The following is a 16,907-nucleotide window of genomic DNA, read 5'->3' as shown; positions in this document are numbered from 1 at the left end:
TCCATCCATCTCCACGTTATTCGGCCTGATAGTTCCGCAGCTTGGTATACTTGGTATCATAAGTCGCCTCGGGAAAACGTTCTGACGGCCCTTCCAGCAAAGGCTGCTGCCCTTCTCCCTTCAAATAACGGTCAAAGAAGGCCAATGTATATGATCTTGTAATGTCCACATTATGCTCTGGTGTTATGCCTTTGGCAAACATGATAGGTGAAATTAACGGAATATCCGTGAAACTCTGATGGAAGAAATGATCCACGGTCAAGTAATACGTGTCATTGAGACTGCTTGTCATCACCTGATCCAAATCCGTTTCAAACTCGGGATAAAACACTTTATCCTTGGCAGTGGCGTTCGGGTCAAAACTTTTGGCTGTTCCACCTGACATGATATACATAAACGGCTGTTGCAAGGCTGTCGTGGATACAGTTCCCCAGAATCCGCCTTCCAAACTGAGTCCTGCTTTGAAACGGCTATCCTGGGCCAGTGCTTCCGCTGTTGTCGCACCACCATAGGAGTGTCCAAAGATACCCACATGATCCAGATCAAGCTTGCCTTCGAGCAGTTGATTCGGATCATGTTTATTCCACTGGGTGAGCGTATCCAGTACAAAGCTTGCGTCAGCTGCACGAATGCCAACACCTTCTATATTATGTTGATACACTTCCTCTGACGTTAGATCGTCAGGATCCGGCTCATAAGAAGCAACATGTCCATCCGGGAATGTCACTTGAGCAGAGGTATACGGATGGTCAATCCCAACAACAATGTAGCCGTGGCTGACCAGCTCTTCAATCGCGGTCATACTTTGAAAGCGTGCAGAGCGTATTCCAGGTGAAAACAGCAATACTGGATAATTGCTCTGTGCGGCAGACACCTCAGCGCCTTTAACCACATGCGTGGGAATTGTATCGAGATAACTGAACACCATCGGTGGAATTCCAAATACGAGACTGATCGCCTCTCCCAACTCGGCAGGATAATGTTCTAGCGGTAATCCTTTGGCTGTTTCCTGATCTACAGGATACCAGACATTAATCATAAGTTCTCGCTTATCACCCGCTTCAGCCGTCTTGGTCTCTTCCCGAGATTCATCCGTTAACTGCTGCGAATAGGTACCTATGGCGAATGAACCTGTCGGTTCAGGCATCGTGAATGCAGGGAAAAGCGACGTCAGCACAATTGAACCTGCACTGAGAGCCAGCACTAGAATCGATGCCAAGATGGTTTTGAACCACAAACGACGTTTCGATTTTTGTGTGTTCTGCATACGGCGTCCCGACTTCCGTAGTTGAATCGCCAATACAATCAGTAAAACAAGGGCTACGATATAGGTGGGCAGCAGCTGCACACGAAAATGATCGACTACCCCATGCAATAGAATAACCAGTGCCAGTGCTGACAACGTACCCACTTTCACTGCCTGACGTTTGGGAGCCATCAACATGACAGCTGCGCTAATAACCGTCACAATGACCAATATCCATTCCAAAATTCTCATCGACTTACCTCCAACATGTTGTAATACATCAAGGATAAACCTTGAAGTATACTTCAAGGTCAAGGTATAAAAATGAGAAATTTATAATTACGAATTACACATACAAAAACCCGATAAACGACGCAGCCGGAAGTGGCTTGTACGTAAACATTATCGGGCTGTATTTATCGATTTATTCTTCCACAGTTACCTTCGTTCGGGGCATGGTGTGCATTGCACCAGCAGTGACATGGACCTGAACGATATAGACTCCGGATTGCTCAAACGCGTAGCTTGCTTCATATAATCCTTCACCTGCTGATTTCGCGGTGATGGCTCCCTTGGCTTCAAGCTCTTCTGCACTCATCATGCCTTGTTCCAGAGATGGTGCCTCGGGTTCATCCTGTTCATTCCAGATCTGAAACTGCACATGGTCCGCATCATTCACAGGCTGCCCCCCTTGTGTAAGCTGGATCTGCAAGGAAACATTTTCCTTAATGGACACCTTGTCCGGTACCATGAGCTTCACCTTGATCATCTCCGGCATCTCACCTGACTGGGACTGCTTCTGTTCCGAACAACCCACAGTCAGGAGGATCAGAATGATGAAGGGCATGAACCAACGGACTTGTCCGCTCATCAATCATCTGTCCTTTCTTATGAAGAAGATTTTGCTGTTTTGCCAATTCCCCACAGCATAACAATAATGATGATAAATGCGATCAGTGCAAGTAACGGAATTGTGATAAAACCAAACCAGTTCAAGTAATCGGTATAACACGGAATTTGGCCGCATGCCACTGAACTGCCCGTAGCCGAGTAAATACGCTGAATCGTTACATGGTATAACGAGATTCCGCCTCCAATAAAACTCAGCGGAAGAACATACTTGGTGATTCCCACATCATCCTTAAAGTAGGCTATGCCAAGTAAAATCGTTAACGGATACATGAAGATCCGTTGGAACCAGCATAGATCGCAGGGTATGTATCCCTTAATCTCACTAAAATAAAGGCTGCCTCCAGTCGCAATGACTGATACGGCCCAGGCAATAAACAGACGGGTATCAATATGTTTTGCCCGTCGCTCAGGCTTTGAAGCTGTGTCCATCCGCTTGAACCCCCTTTTCTTGTTTGATCATACCGAATAATAATACAACATACATGACTCCAACGGGCTAGTGATTACGATTATGTACAGTACACCACCGAACCATGATCAATAACACGTTGCGGCGAGGTTTCTGACTGTCTTGATTATACCAAATATTTGAATATTTTGATGTGGCCTTTTTGCGTCCATGTGATACAGATTGGATTGCAGGTTCACCAAGTATGATGAAGGTAAAGGCACTGAACCGACAATAGAAAAAAGCTGCCGTATGGGGCAGCTTTTTTCGTTCTTCTTTTATAAATAGTAATTACATGGATTTAGTCAGTGTGATCGAGCCATCTTTTTGCGCCCATTTTACATCCCAGCCAAGAAGCTCAGCGATGAAACGCAGTGGCACTTGTGTACGTCCGTCTTTGTTAACAAAGACCGTTGCACCCACATTTTTCTTCATACCGTTCACTTCCATAACGTTGTTGTTCACCCAGAACTTCAATGTATCATTACCAGCCATAACGGTTACTTGTTGTGCTTTTTTATCCCATTTCACGGTTGCACCAATTCCTTCACTCAAGAAGCGCAGTGGAATGTAGGTTGTGTTTTTCCAGAGCATTGGCGTGGTGTCCATGTTGGTTGTCTTGTTATTGATTTTCAGCGTTTTGCTGTTCAGCTGCATCCATACGGTAGTTGTATCTGTTTCAGGCATTGTTGGTGTAGTGGGTTGCTCTTGGAATTTATCATTGAATTGCGTCACAATTGCATTACCAAGGGCTTGACCTACACCAAACATTACTTTGAACCCTTCACGGTTAGTCGTATACGAACCTTCGTAGTTAGCCGCAGCGTACTGATCCAATACTTGTTGTACTTGCTTCTCATGTGTAGTCAATGCTTGTTGTCCGGCAGCTTTTGGCAGGTTGCCCGCTGTAGCGGAATCCAGGAATGTCGCGAACTCCGTCGTGAATACGTCAATACGTTTCTCGACAGCTGCACGAGCCGTTGCATCATTGTTTTTAACGGCTGTTACATAGTCGCTTTGTGCATTCACGTGGTTGGTTACCCAAATTTTCTCGAACGCATTGGCACCGTCATTACCGTATATGGAAGCGATCGCTGCTTTGAAATCCGCTGTGTTTCCAGCTTCAGCTGTAACCAGTGCATTGGATGCTGCTGTGCGGCCATCATATTGCTCTTGCATTTGCAGAGCCGACAATGCGAAGTGCTCGGAAGCCAAGTGGTTCAGTGCAGATCTCAGATCAGCTGCTGGTGTATCCGCTTTGCTGTTCTCGAATTTCTCAGGCATTTGTGTTGTGATTGCAGTGGAAAGTGCTTTACTCACATCGAACATTTCTTTGAAACCTTCACGGTAAGCTTTGTATGCATCGGTGTAGTCACCAGCGACATATTCATCAAATACTTTTTGCACGAGATCTTCATGTACTTTCAAAGCATTTTTAGCTGCCGCTTTTGGCAATTTGCCTTCCGTTGCTGTGCTCAGGAATGTAGAGAATTCTTCTACAAAACCGTTGATATTATTCTGTGCCTGTTTGATTCCAGCCTGGTTACTCATCTTAGTTGCTTTCACAAGATCATCTGTATATTTGTTATGCGCGCGGAAGATCCGTTCGAATTCTTTGGCTCCTGCATCACCGTAAAGGGAAGCGATTGCCGGCTGCATATCCAATGCATTTTGGTCGAGTGCTTTATAAGCTGCGTCTGCATCTTTTGCTCCGTCATATGCCTTCGCCATTGCGGTTACTGCGAGTGCAAAGTGTTCGGATAATAGGTGATCCAGGCTCGCTCTCAGGTCAGCAGCAGGTGTATTCACACTTGCCTTCATTGTAGTCATTGGTGTCTGTGGTGCTGCTGCAGCCCCTGCGATTCCCGGCATCAATAACGTCAAGCTCAGCATGGGTGCGATAAATTTCTTCATTTTCATTTTCATTACGTGGTCACTCCTCGGTTAGTTTTGTTTATCCTTTGTTTCCTCGTCGTCGTCTTCATAGGGTGTAACGCAAGGTTCTTCAATCTGGATCACCTCTCTGGGCAAAAAAATTGCAGCCTCCGTCCAGGAAAGCCGCAAATACGCGCCACAACAAGGTTTATCTCAAATTTAAAATTTTAAAATTATAGTGAACCACTCCTTTCAGCACTGCATAATTACTGTAAGTGAAGGACTTTATTTTCCTTAATTTATCAATAAAAGCTTACATCCAAGGTAAACTTGAAGTACAATGAAAAGAACGATTGATTTCAATGAAGGAGGTCATCGCATGACATTGCTGCCCTATATTTTAATTGTTGGAATTGCCCTGTTCGGTGGAATTGCTACCATGATCATCGGGAATTCAAAAGCGAATCAGACCAGCAATCCCGAGTATGATCGCAGGACCAAGCAAAATCTGAGCAAACTTACCTATGTATACGTTGGTGCCATCGTTCTCGGCATAGGCGGTTTCATCCTGTATTTAGTGAACTGAATAGTGCATACTCTCAGCAAAGTACATTTTTGAACTTTTTGATTAATTCAAGGTTACGTTGTACATATGGGATGGTTTGGCGAACCATTCCCCTCACTCATATGATGGCCAAGAGTCCACGTACCACCCACGTATGTAATTGTTCGTAAAGACTTTTCCTGCTGAAAGAATTATCTTCGTGTGTATATCCCTGCTCAGAGTCATCTACTATCTCTCCCACTTCTCTCTCCTTGCTTCTCCAACATCTATAATGTGAATGCTCTCCTAAATAACAAATTCCAAATGCCTAGATCCTTACACATGTTTACAAGTTGGAGATAATTCAGAATTATTCTGGATATGTTCAGCGGGTAATATAAAGCCATAAGGACAGCAAGCCATTATAAATAACACAATTAAAAGGAGAGTTATACACATGAAGAAAAACTTGAAGAAATCCGCAGCAACGATGATGGTACTGGGCATGACATTAACAGGAGCAACGGGCGTATTCGCAGGTACTCAACTGGAGAAAATCTCAGCATATCTCAATCATGGGATCAGTTTCAATGTAGACGGTGCGGCGTACTCACCAACGGATGGCAATGGCAAGAAACTCGCTCCAATCACTTACAACAATTCAACTTATCTGCCTGTACGTGCCATTGCTGATGCGCTGCATGTACCTGTATCGTATGACGGTAAAAAAGGACAGGTGATCATCGGCGAAGCTCCAAGCAATCCTTCTACATTGAGCAATGTAACCTATAGCGCAGCGCAAAAAGAAGCCATTCAAAAGGCATTTGCACAGTTCGACGGCTTCGAGACAGCATACGCTCCTCAACAGATGATTGCAGGTGATACGTTTAAAAATGTAGGCGCTGGCGGAGATGGAGTAAGCTTTACTTTTAATCATATGAAAGTGGATGTGTCTCCAAGAGACTATTCGGACGGTTACAATGGCAAAGACGTAAAACTGTCCAATGGTGTCACAGCCAAATGGTATACACCCGATCAAACGGGTATGCTCACGTTCAAACTGGATGATCGGTATGTCACAATAAGCTCACCTGACCATAAGCTATCTCAGGCTCAGTTGCAGCAAGTGGCTGTATCTGTACAAAAGGTGCAAGGCAATGATCAGGGCGTTACGGGCTTCGCTGATGTAAAATATACCCAAGAGCAGTCAGCTGCCATCCGCAAAGCCTTTGCCAAATTCCAAGGATTCGAGACTGCATACGCACCACAACACATGATTGCCGGAGATTCATTCAAAAGCGTGGCTGCTGGCGGCGATGGTGTAAACTTTGTTTTCAATCACATGAATGTCACTGTGTCGCCTAAAGACTATTCCTTCAGCTATGACGGTAAAAATGTTAAATTGCCAAACGGCGTTACCGCCAAATGGTACACACCGGATCAAACCAACATGCTGACATTCAAACTGGATGATCGCTATGTGACTCTCAGCTCGGCAAATAATGCATTGACTCACACACAGCTGGAGCAAATGGCTGTATCTGTGCACAAAGTGAAATAATTTCGCAGCTAAAATCAAAAATTCACACTAAAAATCATACAACATAACAAACACACATCATTCTGATCCTCCAGTGATAAGGGGACAAATTCGATGTGTGTTTTGTCCTATTTAAGACGATGGTGCAGCAGCCAGTAATAGCGATGCAAATCCATAATAAAATGAAAAACAACAAACGCCAACATAGTATACACACATATAAGTACAACAACAACCGTCTGTTGCGTGACAAAAGCAAGAGAAATATTAGCCAGTATATATCCTGCTCCGGTCAGCAGGGCTAACGTAGTGAGGGGCATTTGGGCGCTTACACGCGCTTTTTCCCCATGGGTAGACTGTTGCAGTTTGCGCAAATGAAACTTGGAATACTGAAATAAGGCCAAACCATATAAAGTAAACGAAGCAATCGCATACCACGGTGTTGTCAATCCCAACATGCCATAGGCGAACTTTTGAACCATAATGATAAAGCCTAATGAACAGACGACCCCAAACACTCCGCGAAACAGGACATAATTCAGTTGCAGCCTACGGGGCGCGATAATTAGAGCTATGGCCCATACATTCATAACTGCTAGAATTGGCAGTAGAATAGAAGCATATAAGAATTGGAACGGAACACTGAATATTGGAATAAGGAGAAATACGTTAAGAAAGAAGAACACCAGCGTACCTACACTGAAACGAATGCCCTCCGCAGCATAACAAACCAAATACTTATTAAACGCATCCTGCCGATAGGATGTTCCTTTGTATCTAGCAGACGTATCTGTGTTTAGGGATTGTGGGGAATGATTTTTGCGTACCATCTATTCGGGCCAATTGAAACCCAAATGTTTTATCCAGCTGAATCCCGGTCCTTTTATCATTCTGGTTCCCCTTCCCTACTTATTTTCTTGCTGTAAACACAGCCGTCAATCCGGTAAACGAATCACTCTCCGATAGTTCATATAATCTATCATATCTTCCCAGTCCAACTCCCCTGCATTACCATCACGATAGTATACAGCTGCAGCGGGTAGAAACCCAACCAATGGCCCATTGCCACCACAGATCATCGCGCCACCGTCGCCACCTTTGGGCATCAATTTTCCAGACGCATCAAGCGTGAGCTCATAGTTATAGGGATCTCCAGCAAACTGGACGCCAAAAAAGTTGGGCAGCTCCAGATCATACGGACGGTCATTCTCAACTACTAGAGAAGGGTCAGGCTCTGCCGATTCATCCACAATTCCCTCCACCTCTTCGAGGCTTCCAAAATGCTTCAATTTCATCGTGTAGTCGAAGCTGTCTCCCCATGGAAATAACGTACGGCAGCCCCCTCCATACAGATACTCCCACTCATCTTCAGTAAGCAAACCAAAACCCGCTTTTGCTTCTTCATTGATTAAATAATTCAACGTCAAATCTTCATTGAACCAAAATATCTGTACTGCCTCACCTTGACGAACCAGACGGAACTCTTGATGCAGCTCATACTGGTTCAGATCGGACAACTTAAACTTCTCCAACTCTTCTGCAAAATAGGCACTCTCTTGCGCCATCGCTTCAGCTTCCGTCACTTCAATCCAACCAAGGGAATGGTTGCTGCACTCCACCAGCATGGGAGCAATGTGCACTTCCCTGACCGGAGACATCTGGCTACTTAAAAAAGAATCCACGTCATCCACACCATATTCACTAACCGTCTCCAGCAAATCCGCAGAAGTCTCTTCATTCATTCCATCCTGCCAGCGATCCCAGCCAAGTGTCACCTGATCACCAGGCACAAACACAAATTTCTGCGCATCATACGAAAATACACCTGTCTCGATTCGCTGACCGAATCGTTCAAATATCTCCAATCCTTCATATTTCATACCTGGGGGAAAATGACTGACCAAATTACGCAGCCGCTCCTCCTTTTCCTGAGCGGACAGTTCTTCCCATACATCCCGATTCAATGGCCCCATATACTCATCCACCTTAATTGTATCGTTATACATCACATCAACATTGAAAATCCGTCATGGGCCTTTCCTTATTTCCCAGCGGCCTTTAACAGTTCTAACAGCAATTCTTTCCGTCTTCCCTCAGCCTTGCGTGCCAGCGTTGCAAGTTTCTCCACCTTGCCCCAGATCGGATACAGCACATGCTCCACTTCATAAGTTTCCAATCCTTGCAGCGATCGGACCAGAAGTTCAAGCTTCTCCTCATTCTCCAGTTCAGGCTGGATCTTCAGCTTCAAGGAATCCGTAGAACGACGCAGGCAGGTAACTAATGCAGGTATGGAACCGGCCGTTACACCATGTGTCTCAGCAAAGGCAACGGTGAATTTATCCTGTACCAACTGATGCTCATCATCCACTTCACCCATGTAATATTCAACCAACGGGAAATACCGCTCATCTGCCAATCCAAGTCCGAAGGTTGCATAACTGCCTGGCATACAGTTCTTTTCACCCTCTGTATCCGCATAAAATTCGAACTCTTCGATCGCTGCACGTGCATATTCTTCAAGCTGCGGACGCAGCTCTGGGTACTCCAGCGCGTTTGCAAAAAATCGGTGCGTATCCGACTTCGCGAGGCCTTTAACGGGCAGATATTGCTTCACGCTGGATTTGAGCTTGATATTGTAACTTTTGGGGAAGCCCTGCTTCAGCAAACGGGTGATAAAAGCAATGGCCTGTTCGTAGGCAGCTGCTTCTTCCTTTCGAATGATGATAGTAATGATCGAGAACACATCGTTCGCGGTGCACTCCACCTGCTCATTTTTCAAATGGATATCTTCCTTGGCATAGGCTCCGCTACCTTCCACCATCATTCGCGCTGCACGGTTACTACCCAATTGTTTGGCCAGTTCCAAAAAAGTAAGCCCCTTCGGTTTACTGTAACTAGGCTCATAACGAAGAATCATCACGGCTGCATATAGCAGCAGATCGATAGGCTGTGCCATATGCTGCCCATGCTCACTCTGAGGCTCCTCCTCCTCCAAAGAAGCACCTGGCTTAAGGGTATATACATTGGCGCTGTACGCAGAAGGCTGTACATCAAAGTACTGTGGCAGAAAATGATTCTCCGCCCAAGACGTTATCGCACGAATAATGTCACCGCGATGCTCCGCCAGAGCTTCCTGACGCCCTTTATTTAACTCCTGTATGCGATCATATTGCGCTATAGTCCACGCTACGTCCAGTTCAGGGAACAATTTCGGATCAAGCAGGTGACGCGTCAAAAAAAAGGATTCCAACGGCTTTGTTGGATATGAACCTTTCAGCAGCTTCTGGTCTACATATGTATGAATGCGCTCAAGCAACTGCTGCCTTTTCTCTTCGTTGATATATTCGAGTATGTTCACTTGCAGCTTTCCTTCTATCGTTGGGAATTTCCCGCGAAAGGTAAACCGATAGTCGATCAACGGTGTATCCGCCAGCTTGTCCAATTTCTCTTGAATCACTTCTACAAGCCTGGGCTGGATCTCATTCCGCACTTGTTCTTCCGTAAAGGGACCGGGATTCTTCGATTTCAATCCCTCATCCAATCCAAGATCCACACTGTCTACCGTGGTCCTTCCAGGTCTGTAATCCAGCAAAATATCATTAAAGATCCCCATTTGCAGCGTTGTTCGCTTCACAGCCTTTTCCAGGTCATCCCGCTTCATCTGTTCACTAAACCATTCTTCAATGACCTCAATCATCTCTTCCATTGCCTGATCATAGAGTGTACTCATGCTTCGACCGCCTTTCCATTTATCAAATCATTCTTCAAACCATCTATGCTAAAAATACGTATTGATGTTCGTATATTACCTATTATCTTACTCTCTCACGCATATGCGAAACAATAAGTCTTACGCACGGTTGTACGCAGAGAAATTAATAGATAAATTTCTTATTTACATGTCTAAGCATCCGTACACAAAACAAAAACACCGGATTCAGGCGACTTTCCGCCCAAATCCGGTGTATTCACGAAATACTTCTTCCTTCTTGTATTACTTTAGTATGATTCATTTTGTGAATTATTCACGGTATTAATTAACTGTTTTGAACCATTCATTGACTTCCGTTGTGATTTGATCGCCGCCCATAGATTTCCATTTAGTCACGAATGCGTCAAATTCATCGATGCCAACTTGACCATAAATGATTTTGCTGAACGTATCTTTCTCCAGCTTGTCGAGCGCATCTTTCTTCATCTTCATCGTATCCGTAGGTGCACCCGTGAACTTGTTCTTGATTGCATCATCCTTATGAGCTACCACGACTTGAGCCGCAGCAAACACTTCAGGTTTGTTGGCAATTTTCGTATTTTTCTCGAAAGGTGTTTCCGCTTCCTTACCTGTAGCGAGTTCTGCCAACGTATCCATCATCAGGTTTGGAATCCGTGCACCGTCATACGTAATTGTGTACTTGAGCGGGGATACCCCATCTTTCACTTCAGCTTCACCAAGCACTTTACCATCTACGATATCAAAGTCATATCCTTGGGCAAAGCCATGTTCGAACTCCCCACCCACTTCTGGATTAGCGAATTTATCAAACAAATAATTTTGATATGTGAAGAAAATTTCTGGGTTTTCCATATCCTTGTTGATCAACACGACCCCGTTGCTAGCACCTGAACCGTGGTGATGGCTCTCGCCAGTCGGTCCGGTTGGCAGGGCAATAGCTTTGTAGGTAGCACCGTCCACATTTTTCTTCACATCATCGATCGGCCAGTTTGGCATCCAGTGTGGTCCCACAATGATTCCCGCTTTGCCTGCTGTAAACAGTTCAGCTGCCTTAATCTCATCATATACGCCGGCTTCCTTCGGCAGATAGCCTTTGGACAACCAGTCTTTCATCGTTGCAAGTCCTTCTTTCACACCCGGTTGAACCGAGCCGTATTCCAGTGTTCCTTCTGCATTCAGATTCCACTGTCCTGGCATCGTGTTATACATTCCGAAGATCCAGCCGGATTCGGTCATCCAGGTATTGAGGGCATTTTTCATACCGACCGTCAGACCGTACGTATCTTTTTTACCGTTTCCATCCGGATCCTGATTCGTAAATGCATCCATCACCGTAACGAGCTCATCAATCGTTTTTGGTTCTTCCAGTCCAAGCTTCTTCAGCCAGTCTTCACGGATAAACATTACCGGGTCTCCGTTGTAAGCATAGTCAAAGATCGGGACGCCATACCGTTTACCTTCATACATGTACGGGTACCACTCTTCCGGTGCGGATTCAGCAGCCCCTTTCCATGTGTCGGATGCATACTTATCGAACAGTTCACCTGCATCGGCGAATTTACCGGACTCAATCAACTCACGCACCAGATTGTAGTCACCACGGATGGAGACGATATCTGGCAGCTCTTCGTTAGCCGACAGGGAAAGACGAAGCTTCGTGTAAAAAGCATCATTCGTCACGGACACAGCCCAAGGTGTAGTCAGGTCGATGCCCAGACGCTCTTTGGCCCATTTGGTGTGCACGTTGTTCTGTGCAGTCTCTCCGTTCTTGAACTTTGTATCATCATTCCAGGCTCGCAAATAGCTCATCTGAACCGCAGGTTCATACTTACCGTCTTGCAGCGCAAGTGGCGTAGCCGCTTCCTTGGATGGTTCTTCCTTTGCCCCCGAACTGCATGCCGTTACGGCAATCATCGTCAGTGCAAGCAATGCAGTCATCATTTTTCTATACATGAAACCCCTCCTCAATCACTTTGAATGCCCTTACATGAAAAGGATAGTGCAGCCGGGGAAGCAAACATATATCACAATTTCAATGTTCATATTGATTTGTTAACCGTTCCGAAAATCCTGCGGGGTCAAGCCATAATGTTTGCGGAATACTTGAATGAAATAAGGAGTATTGTTATATCCCACTTCCTGACCGACTTCATAAATCTTCATAGCCGTGTGTTTCAACAAGTGAACAGCACGTTCCATTCGGGAACGGATAATGTAGTCACTGATGCCTTCACCCGTTGATTGTTTATACATTTTGGACAAATACACCGGATGCAGATGAACCTCCCCTGCAATAACCTGCAAGGAAAGATCTTCGCCCAGATGGTTGTCAATCCATTGCTGGACCTGTCTGATCATGTTCGATCCACTTTCCTGGCCTGTATCGGTTGTGCTTAGAGCCCATTGTTCCATCACACTCCGGGTCCATGCTTCCAGACTCCGAAGTGACACGCCGTAGCCGTCCTTCAGCAGTTGCTGATACTGCTCACCAAGAACATCGGACAACTGTCTACCCTCCCGATGAGCCATGTACGAGAAAGCTGCTGCGAGATAGTGAAAAGCAACATAGACATGCTCCGGGAACACACTATCCGATAACTCGGCGAAAATCGAATCAATCTTGCGATTAGCGTCCTCCATCCGTCCTGCTTCCAGTAGTGCGGTCAGTCCAGGTGGCTCATACAGCGCCGCAAGTGATTTTAATGTTGCTCCATGGGAGCCGGCAGCCGCATTGAGATGCAGACCTTTGCCTGCTTCCGCCTGCTTGCGCAATGCACTTACAGCTTGATGGTAAAGCTGGGGAACCTGTTCCGGAAAACGGCCTATCCGGCTGACTGACAGTGAAATCGTTGCGTTTAAATACTGCTTCACACTGTGAAGCAGCCGTTCTCCGAGCCGCCCCATCAGCAGTTCGGGTTCAGACTGTGCTTGTTTTGGACTTGCCATGAAGACGAGATCATCATACGCATCGTCTGTATGGCAGAGATGATAGCTGCTGCCAAAGATTTCTTCCACGACGTTGGAGATGGCGTATTTCATCAAACGGAATGCTTTGTGCGTTGGCTGTGGGTCATCATAACGGATAAGCAGCAGCTGCATTTTATCCTGGGGACGGAACCCAATCTCCAATTGCTCCAACTTTTCCACAAGTTCGCTCTCTGCAAATTTATGTCCAAGCAGTACATCCTTCATTAAGCCCGCCCGCTTCTCCGGTAAATGTTCCCTCACCGAATACATGGCGCGCTGGTGCATCAACTGTTTCTCTCCCTCCAGCCGAATCTGGACGGAGGCCTGCTGCACGGCTTCAATCAGTTCCTCATCCCGCACTGGCTTCAGCAGATAACTCACTGTCCCATGACGGAGTGCCTGCTTCGCATAATCAAAGGATGCATGTCCAGATAAAATGATACATTTAGTCCGCTCCCACTTTTGACGAATATGACTCACCAAATCCAGACCGGATAAGCCCGGCATACGAATATCAGTGATGATAATATGGACCTGATGTGCCGCCATTTGCTGCAATGCCTCTTTCACCGAGTACGCCTTATATACGTGCCCAATCCCATGCTCTCTCCACGGTATGGAGGCTGCAATCGATTCCACCGCTGAATGTTCATCATCCACGACCATTAGATTCATCATTAGGATATTCCTCCTCAAACCATCGTATTTCCACACTGAGACCCCCATAAGGGATCGCTCCAAAATGAAGCCCTGAAGAATGACCATATCGTGTAACGAGCCGCTGGTGTACGTTCCAGGTACCCGTGCCTATTTCTTCACCCATCGGTTCATTGATTTCCCGCTCAAGACTAGCAATCTCTTCGGGCGTCAAAGTAACACCATCGTTATCGACAAACAAACTGTATCGTGTGTATTCCCTTCCATCGATTTGCTCTTGTGCTGCCATGCCTGTAACTACGATGTGACCGCTACCCTCCATCGGTTCAATGCCGTGAATGACTGCATTCTCCACGATAGGCTGGATCAGCAGCCTTGGAATGTGCTGCTGCATCAGTTCTTGCGGTACGGCGATCTCATACGACAAACGGTTGGTACGCATCTGTTGGATGGACAAATAATTGTCCAACAACCGGATTTCCTCTTCCACGGTCGTCATATCGTTCTCATCACGTGTGATGTAGCGATAGTAATCTCCCAGGCTGAGCGACATTGCAATAACCGCTTCCCGGTTGCCGAGCTGCGTCATATTTTTAATATAAAACAGACAATTATACAGGAAATGAGGATTGATCTGTGATTGCAGATGCTTCAGCGTCGCTTCCCGCGAACGGATACGTTCCTCGTATACTTTTTCGATCAGCTCCTGAATCTGCTCAGCCATGTGATTGAAGCTCTGCGTCAAATAAGCGAATTCATCACGAGAGTGATCAACCGGAATTCGTGTGGACAGCTGTCCTTTGCGAATCTGCTGCAAACCTCTCATCAGCCGTTGTATCGGCACCTGTACCTTTCGGTATAACAATAGGGCAGCGCCAATACTGAGCACGAGCAGCAGCAAAATTGAGGTTATAAACATATTTCGGCTCTTGTCCATCGGCGTAAGCAAATCATCCAGCACAACCGGGTTAACATAGATTCCGTTCAGCTGTTTGGAGAGCACATAACTGACCAAGTACTTCTTGCCCCCCACCTCAAGCTGATGGTTGCCTTCACTATCCAATTCGGTTAATGGCATGTCCCGCATCACGGCTTCCACGAGCTCAGGGTCCGCACTACGATTTAATAGAGGCTCGTTGCCCGGGACGAGTAGAAATGGATCTCCTCCCTGTGCCTCCTTGAAATCATCCAGCATGGCAACAATATTCATCGGGTCAAAATCAATCTCCATCACCGTTCGTACATCCGTGGTCACAGGTTTTTCATTCCACTCGTAGTTATCCGTAAAGAAATAAGTGAAGCTGCCTTCGTTCAACTGCCATCGGCCTGGCTGTGGAAACTTCAACATCTTCTCATTAAAGACCGTCCGGTTCGACATGGTGGACAATACCAGCTCTGCTTGAGGCAGCACAATGGTAATATCGTTCTTCCAGCGGCTCGTGGACTGGTATAGTGACAATTTGTCGAGAATATCGAGATAGATGCTGTTTTTCTCATATTGGCTTGTCGATTCTGTCATGTAACGATAGTGTAGAATGCTTGGATCACGCAGTAAAGTCAGCCCGTAAAGTGAGAGCTGTTCAATATTTTTATCCACCTGAGAGCTAAAATAATTGAACTGATTCAAACTGGACTGCTGCTTCTCCTCGACGATCATGTCCACGTTCGCCTGATTCGCGTAGGTATAGAGCAGCAAGATAGGTACCAGCAAGCAGACCAGCAGCATAACTGTTTTTGAGAATACTGTAAATTTCATTGCTTCACCCTGTCCCGAATTAAAGTAAAGATACACATCGAAGTCCTATTTTATATTGAAACCCCTTACATATCTATACTGAATTTCAAATGAGTCACTATTCGGTACACGTTTTTAACAAGTTAATAAATCAACATCCGCCTTGAAATGTTGTTCTATAGCCCGCCCGTTTCCATTGTTATAATTCAGTTGCTCCACTATTTGCAGAGGCTGACTGGCCTCATTATGCAGAGGCTGGACGATATAAAGGAGGGACCTGATGGCTATGGAACAACCACTAACGACCAATACGCCGGTGCGGCAGGCAACACACAATCCACGCAAACGTACCCGCTGGAATTTCAAACGCAATTGGCCGCTGCATCTGATGCTGCTGCCTTCAGTACTGCTCACATTGCTGTTCGCCTATGTGCCTATGGGCGGCATTATTATTGCGTTTCAGGATTTCAAACCATGGCTAGGGTTCACCGGCTCTAAATGGGTAGGATGGGATAACTTCCGATTCATGTTCGAATATCCGGATAGTGTTCAAGTCATCTGGAACACAGTACTGATTGCCGCGATGAAGATTGTGGCCGGACTCGTGGCCCCGGTTGTGTTTGCCATTTTGCTAAATGAAGTACGCAATTCCACGTTCAAAAGGTTCTCACAGACGTTGGTATACCTGCCCCACTTCTTGTCTTGGGTTGTACTGGGCGGCATCCTGCTGGACATGCTTTCCCCCGAAGGCGGACTGATTAACCAGGTTCTGGCGGCCGTTGGCATTGAACCGATCTTCTTTTTGGGAGATGGCGACTGGTTCCGTGTAACCGTGGTCATCAGTGATGTATGGAAGGAATTCGGATTTGGTACCATTGTCTTTCTTGCAGCCCTTGCGGGCATTAACCCTGCTCTATACGAAGCTTCCGAAGTTGACGGGGCAACACGGCTTAAGCAGACCCTACACATTACGCTGCCTGCACTCGTGCCGATGATCATTGTGGTGGGAACGCTATCACTGGGGAATATTCTTAATGCTGGATTTGACCAGATTTTCAACCTGTACAATCCACTTGTATATGATAAAGGCGATATTATTGACACGTTTGTTTACCGGATGGGTATTTTGAATGGCAAAATGAGCTTTGCAACTGCGGTTGGTTTGTTTAAATCCTTTGTTGCCATGTTCCTCGTTATTACTGCCTACCGGATGGCTTACAAAATCGCTAATTACCGCATTTTCTAAGGAG

General features: G+C 45.9%; 13 protein-coding genes. 3 read left to right on the top strand and 10 right to left on the bottom strand.

Annotated elements, in window-relative coordinates; translation table 11 throughout:
• Positions 1 to 16: 16 nt before the first annotated feature.
• From CS562_RS25305 to CS562_RS25290, 4 genes are all read right to left on the bottom strand, one after another.
• Positions 17 to 1,498: an alpha/beta hydrolase family protein gene (locus CS562_RS25305; RefSeq protein ID WP_099858541.1), complete on the bottom strand. Its 1,482-nt coding sequence runs from the start codon at positions 1,496 to 1,498 to the stop codon at positions 17 to 19.
• 172 nt (positions 1,499 to 1,670) lie between these two features.
• Positions 1,671 to 2,117, bottom strand: coding sequence for a FixH family protein (locus CS562_RS25300; protein WP_099858540.1), 447 nt, complete (start codon positions 2,115 to 2,117; stop codon positions 1,671 to 1,673).
• A 17-nt stretch (positions 2,118 to 2,134) separates the two neighbouring features.
• Positions 2,135 to 2,587 (bottom strand): disulfide oxidoreductase, encoded by a 453-nt coding sequence (locus CS562_RS25295; protein ID WP_099858539.1) that lies wholly within the window; start codon positions 2,585 to 2,587, stop codon positions 2,135 to 2,137.
• A gap of 310 nt (positions 2,588 to 2,897) precedes the next feature.
• Positions 2,898 to 4,526 (bottom strand): copper amine oxidase N-terminal domain-containing protein, encoded by a 1,629-nt coding sequence (locus CS562_RS25290; protein ID WP_099858594.1) that lies wholly within the window; start codon positions 4,524 to 4,526, stop codon positions 2,898 to 2,900.
• 334 nt (positions 4,527 to 4,860) lie between these two features.
• On the opposite strand from CS562_RS25290, the gene CS562_RS25285 reads away from it, so the two are divergent.
• The gene (locus CS562_RS25285; protein ID WP_076291194.1) at positions 4,861 to 5,067 is read left to right on the top strand and encodes a hypothetical protein; all 207 of its coding nucleotides are present in this window, start codon (positions 4,861 to 4,863) and stop codon (positions 5,065 to 5,067) included.
• Positions 5,068 to 5,482: 415 nt separating this feature from the next.
• On the top strand, positions 5,483 to 6,586 hold the full coding sequence (locus CS562_RS25280; protein WP_099858538.1) for a stalk domain-containing protein: 1,104 nt from the start codon (positions 5,483 to 5,485) through the stop codon (positions 6,584 to 6,586).
• Positions 6,587 to 6,693: 107 nt separating this feature from the next.
• Here the strand turns inward: CS562_RS25280 and CS562_RS25275 are convergent, their stop codons facing one another.
• The 6 genes from CS562_RS25275 to CS562_RS25250 all read right to left on the bottom strand — a co-directional run bounded on the left by CS562_RS25275 (position 6,694) and on the right by CS562_RS25250 (position 15,678).
• Complete coding sequence (locus CS562_RS25275; protein ID WP_125477327.1) at positions 6,694 to 7,395, bottom strand: hypothetical protein; 702 nt, start codon at positions 7,393 to 7,395, stop codon at positions 6,694 to 6,696.
• Between the two features lie 105 nt (positions 7,396 to 7,500).
• A complete protein-coding gene (locus CS562_RS25270; protein ID WP_099858536.1) occupies positions 7,501 to 8,538 on the bottom strand; it encodes a hypothetical protein in 1,038 nt (345 codons plus the stop codon).
• Positions 8,539 to 8,606: 68 nt separating this feature from the next.
• Positions 8,607 to 10,295 carry a DUF6138 family protein gene (locus tag CS562_RS25265; protein WP_099858535.1) on the bottom strand — a complete coding sequence of 563 codons (1,689 nt, stop codon included), beginning with the start codon at positions 10,293 to 10,295 and terminating at the stop codon, positions 8,607 to 8,609.
• Positions 10,296 to 10,598: 303 nt separating this feature from the next.
• Entirely contained in the window at positions 10,599 to 12,251 is a 1,653-nt protein-coding gene (locus CS562_RS25260; RefSeq protein WP_099858534.1) for an extracellular solute-binding protein, read from the bottom strand.
• A 99-nt stretch (positions 12,252 to 12,350) separates the two neighbouring features.
• On the bottom strand, positions 12,351 to 13,943 hold the full coding sequence (locus CS562_RS25255; protein WP_076291189.1) for a response regulator transcription factor: 1,593 nt from the start codon (positions 13,941 to 13,943) through the stop codon (positions 12,351 to 12,353).
• Positions 13,918 to 15,678: a sensor histidine kinase gene (locus CS562_RS25250; protein WP_076291188.1), complete on the bottom strand. Its 1,761-nt coding sequence runs from the start codon at positions 15,676 to 15,678 to the stop codon at positions 13,918 to 13,920. The genes CS562_RS25255 and CS562_RS25250 overlap by 26 nt, the downstream gene beginning before the upstream one ends.
• A 265-nt stretch (positions 15,679 to 15,943) precedes the next feature.
• Between CS562_RS25250 and CS562_RS25245 the strand changes: the two genes are divergently transcribed.
• Positions 15,944 to 16,903, top strand: a complete 960-nt coding sequence (locus CS562_RS25245) for an ABC transporter permease (protein ID WP_024631474.1) — start codon at positions 15,944 to 15,946, stop codon at positions 16,901 to 16,903.
• Positions 16,904 to 16,907: the final 4 nt, after the last annotated feature.

The sequence above is a fragment of the Paenibacillus sp. LK1 genome, assembly GCF_002750415.1.
Classification (GTDB): Bacteria; Bacillota; Bacilli; order Paenibacillales; family Paenibacillaceae; genus Paenibacillus; species Paenibacillus taichungensis.
The sequence above is the reverse complement of the archived record's forward strand: the minus strand, read 5'-3'. Positions and strand labels throughout refer to the sequence as shown.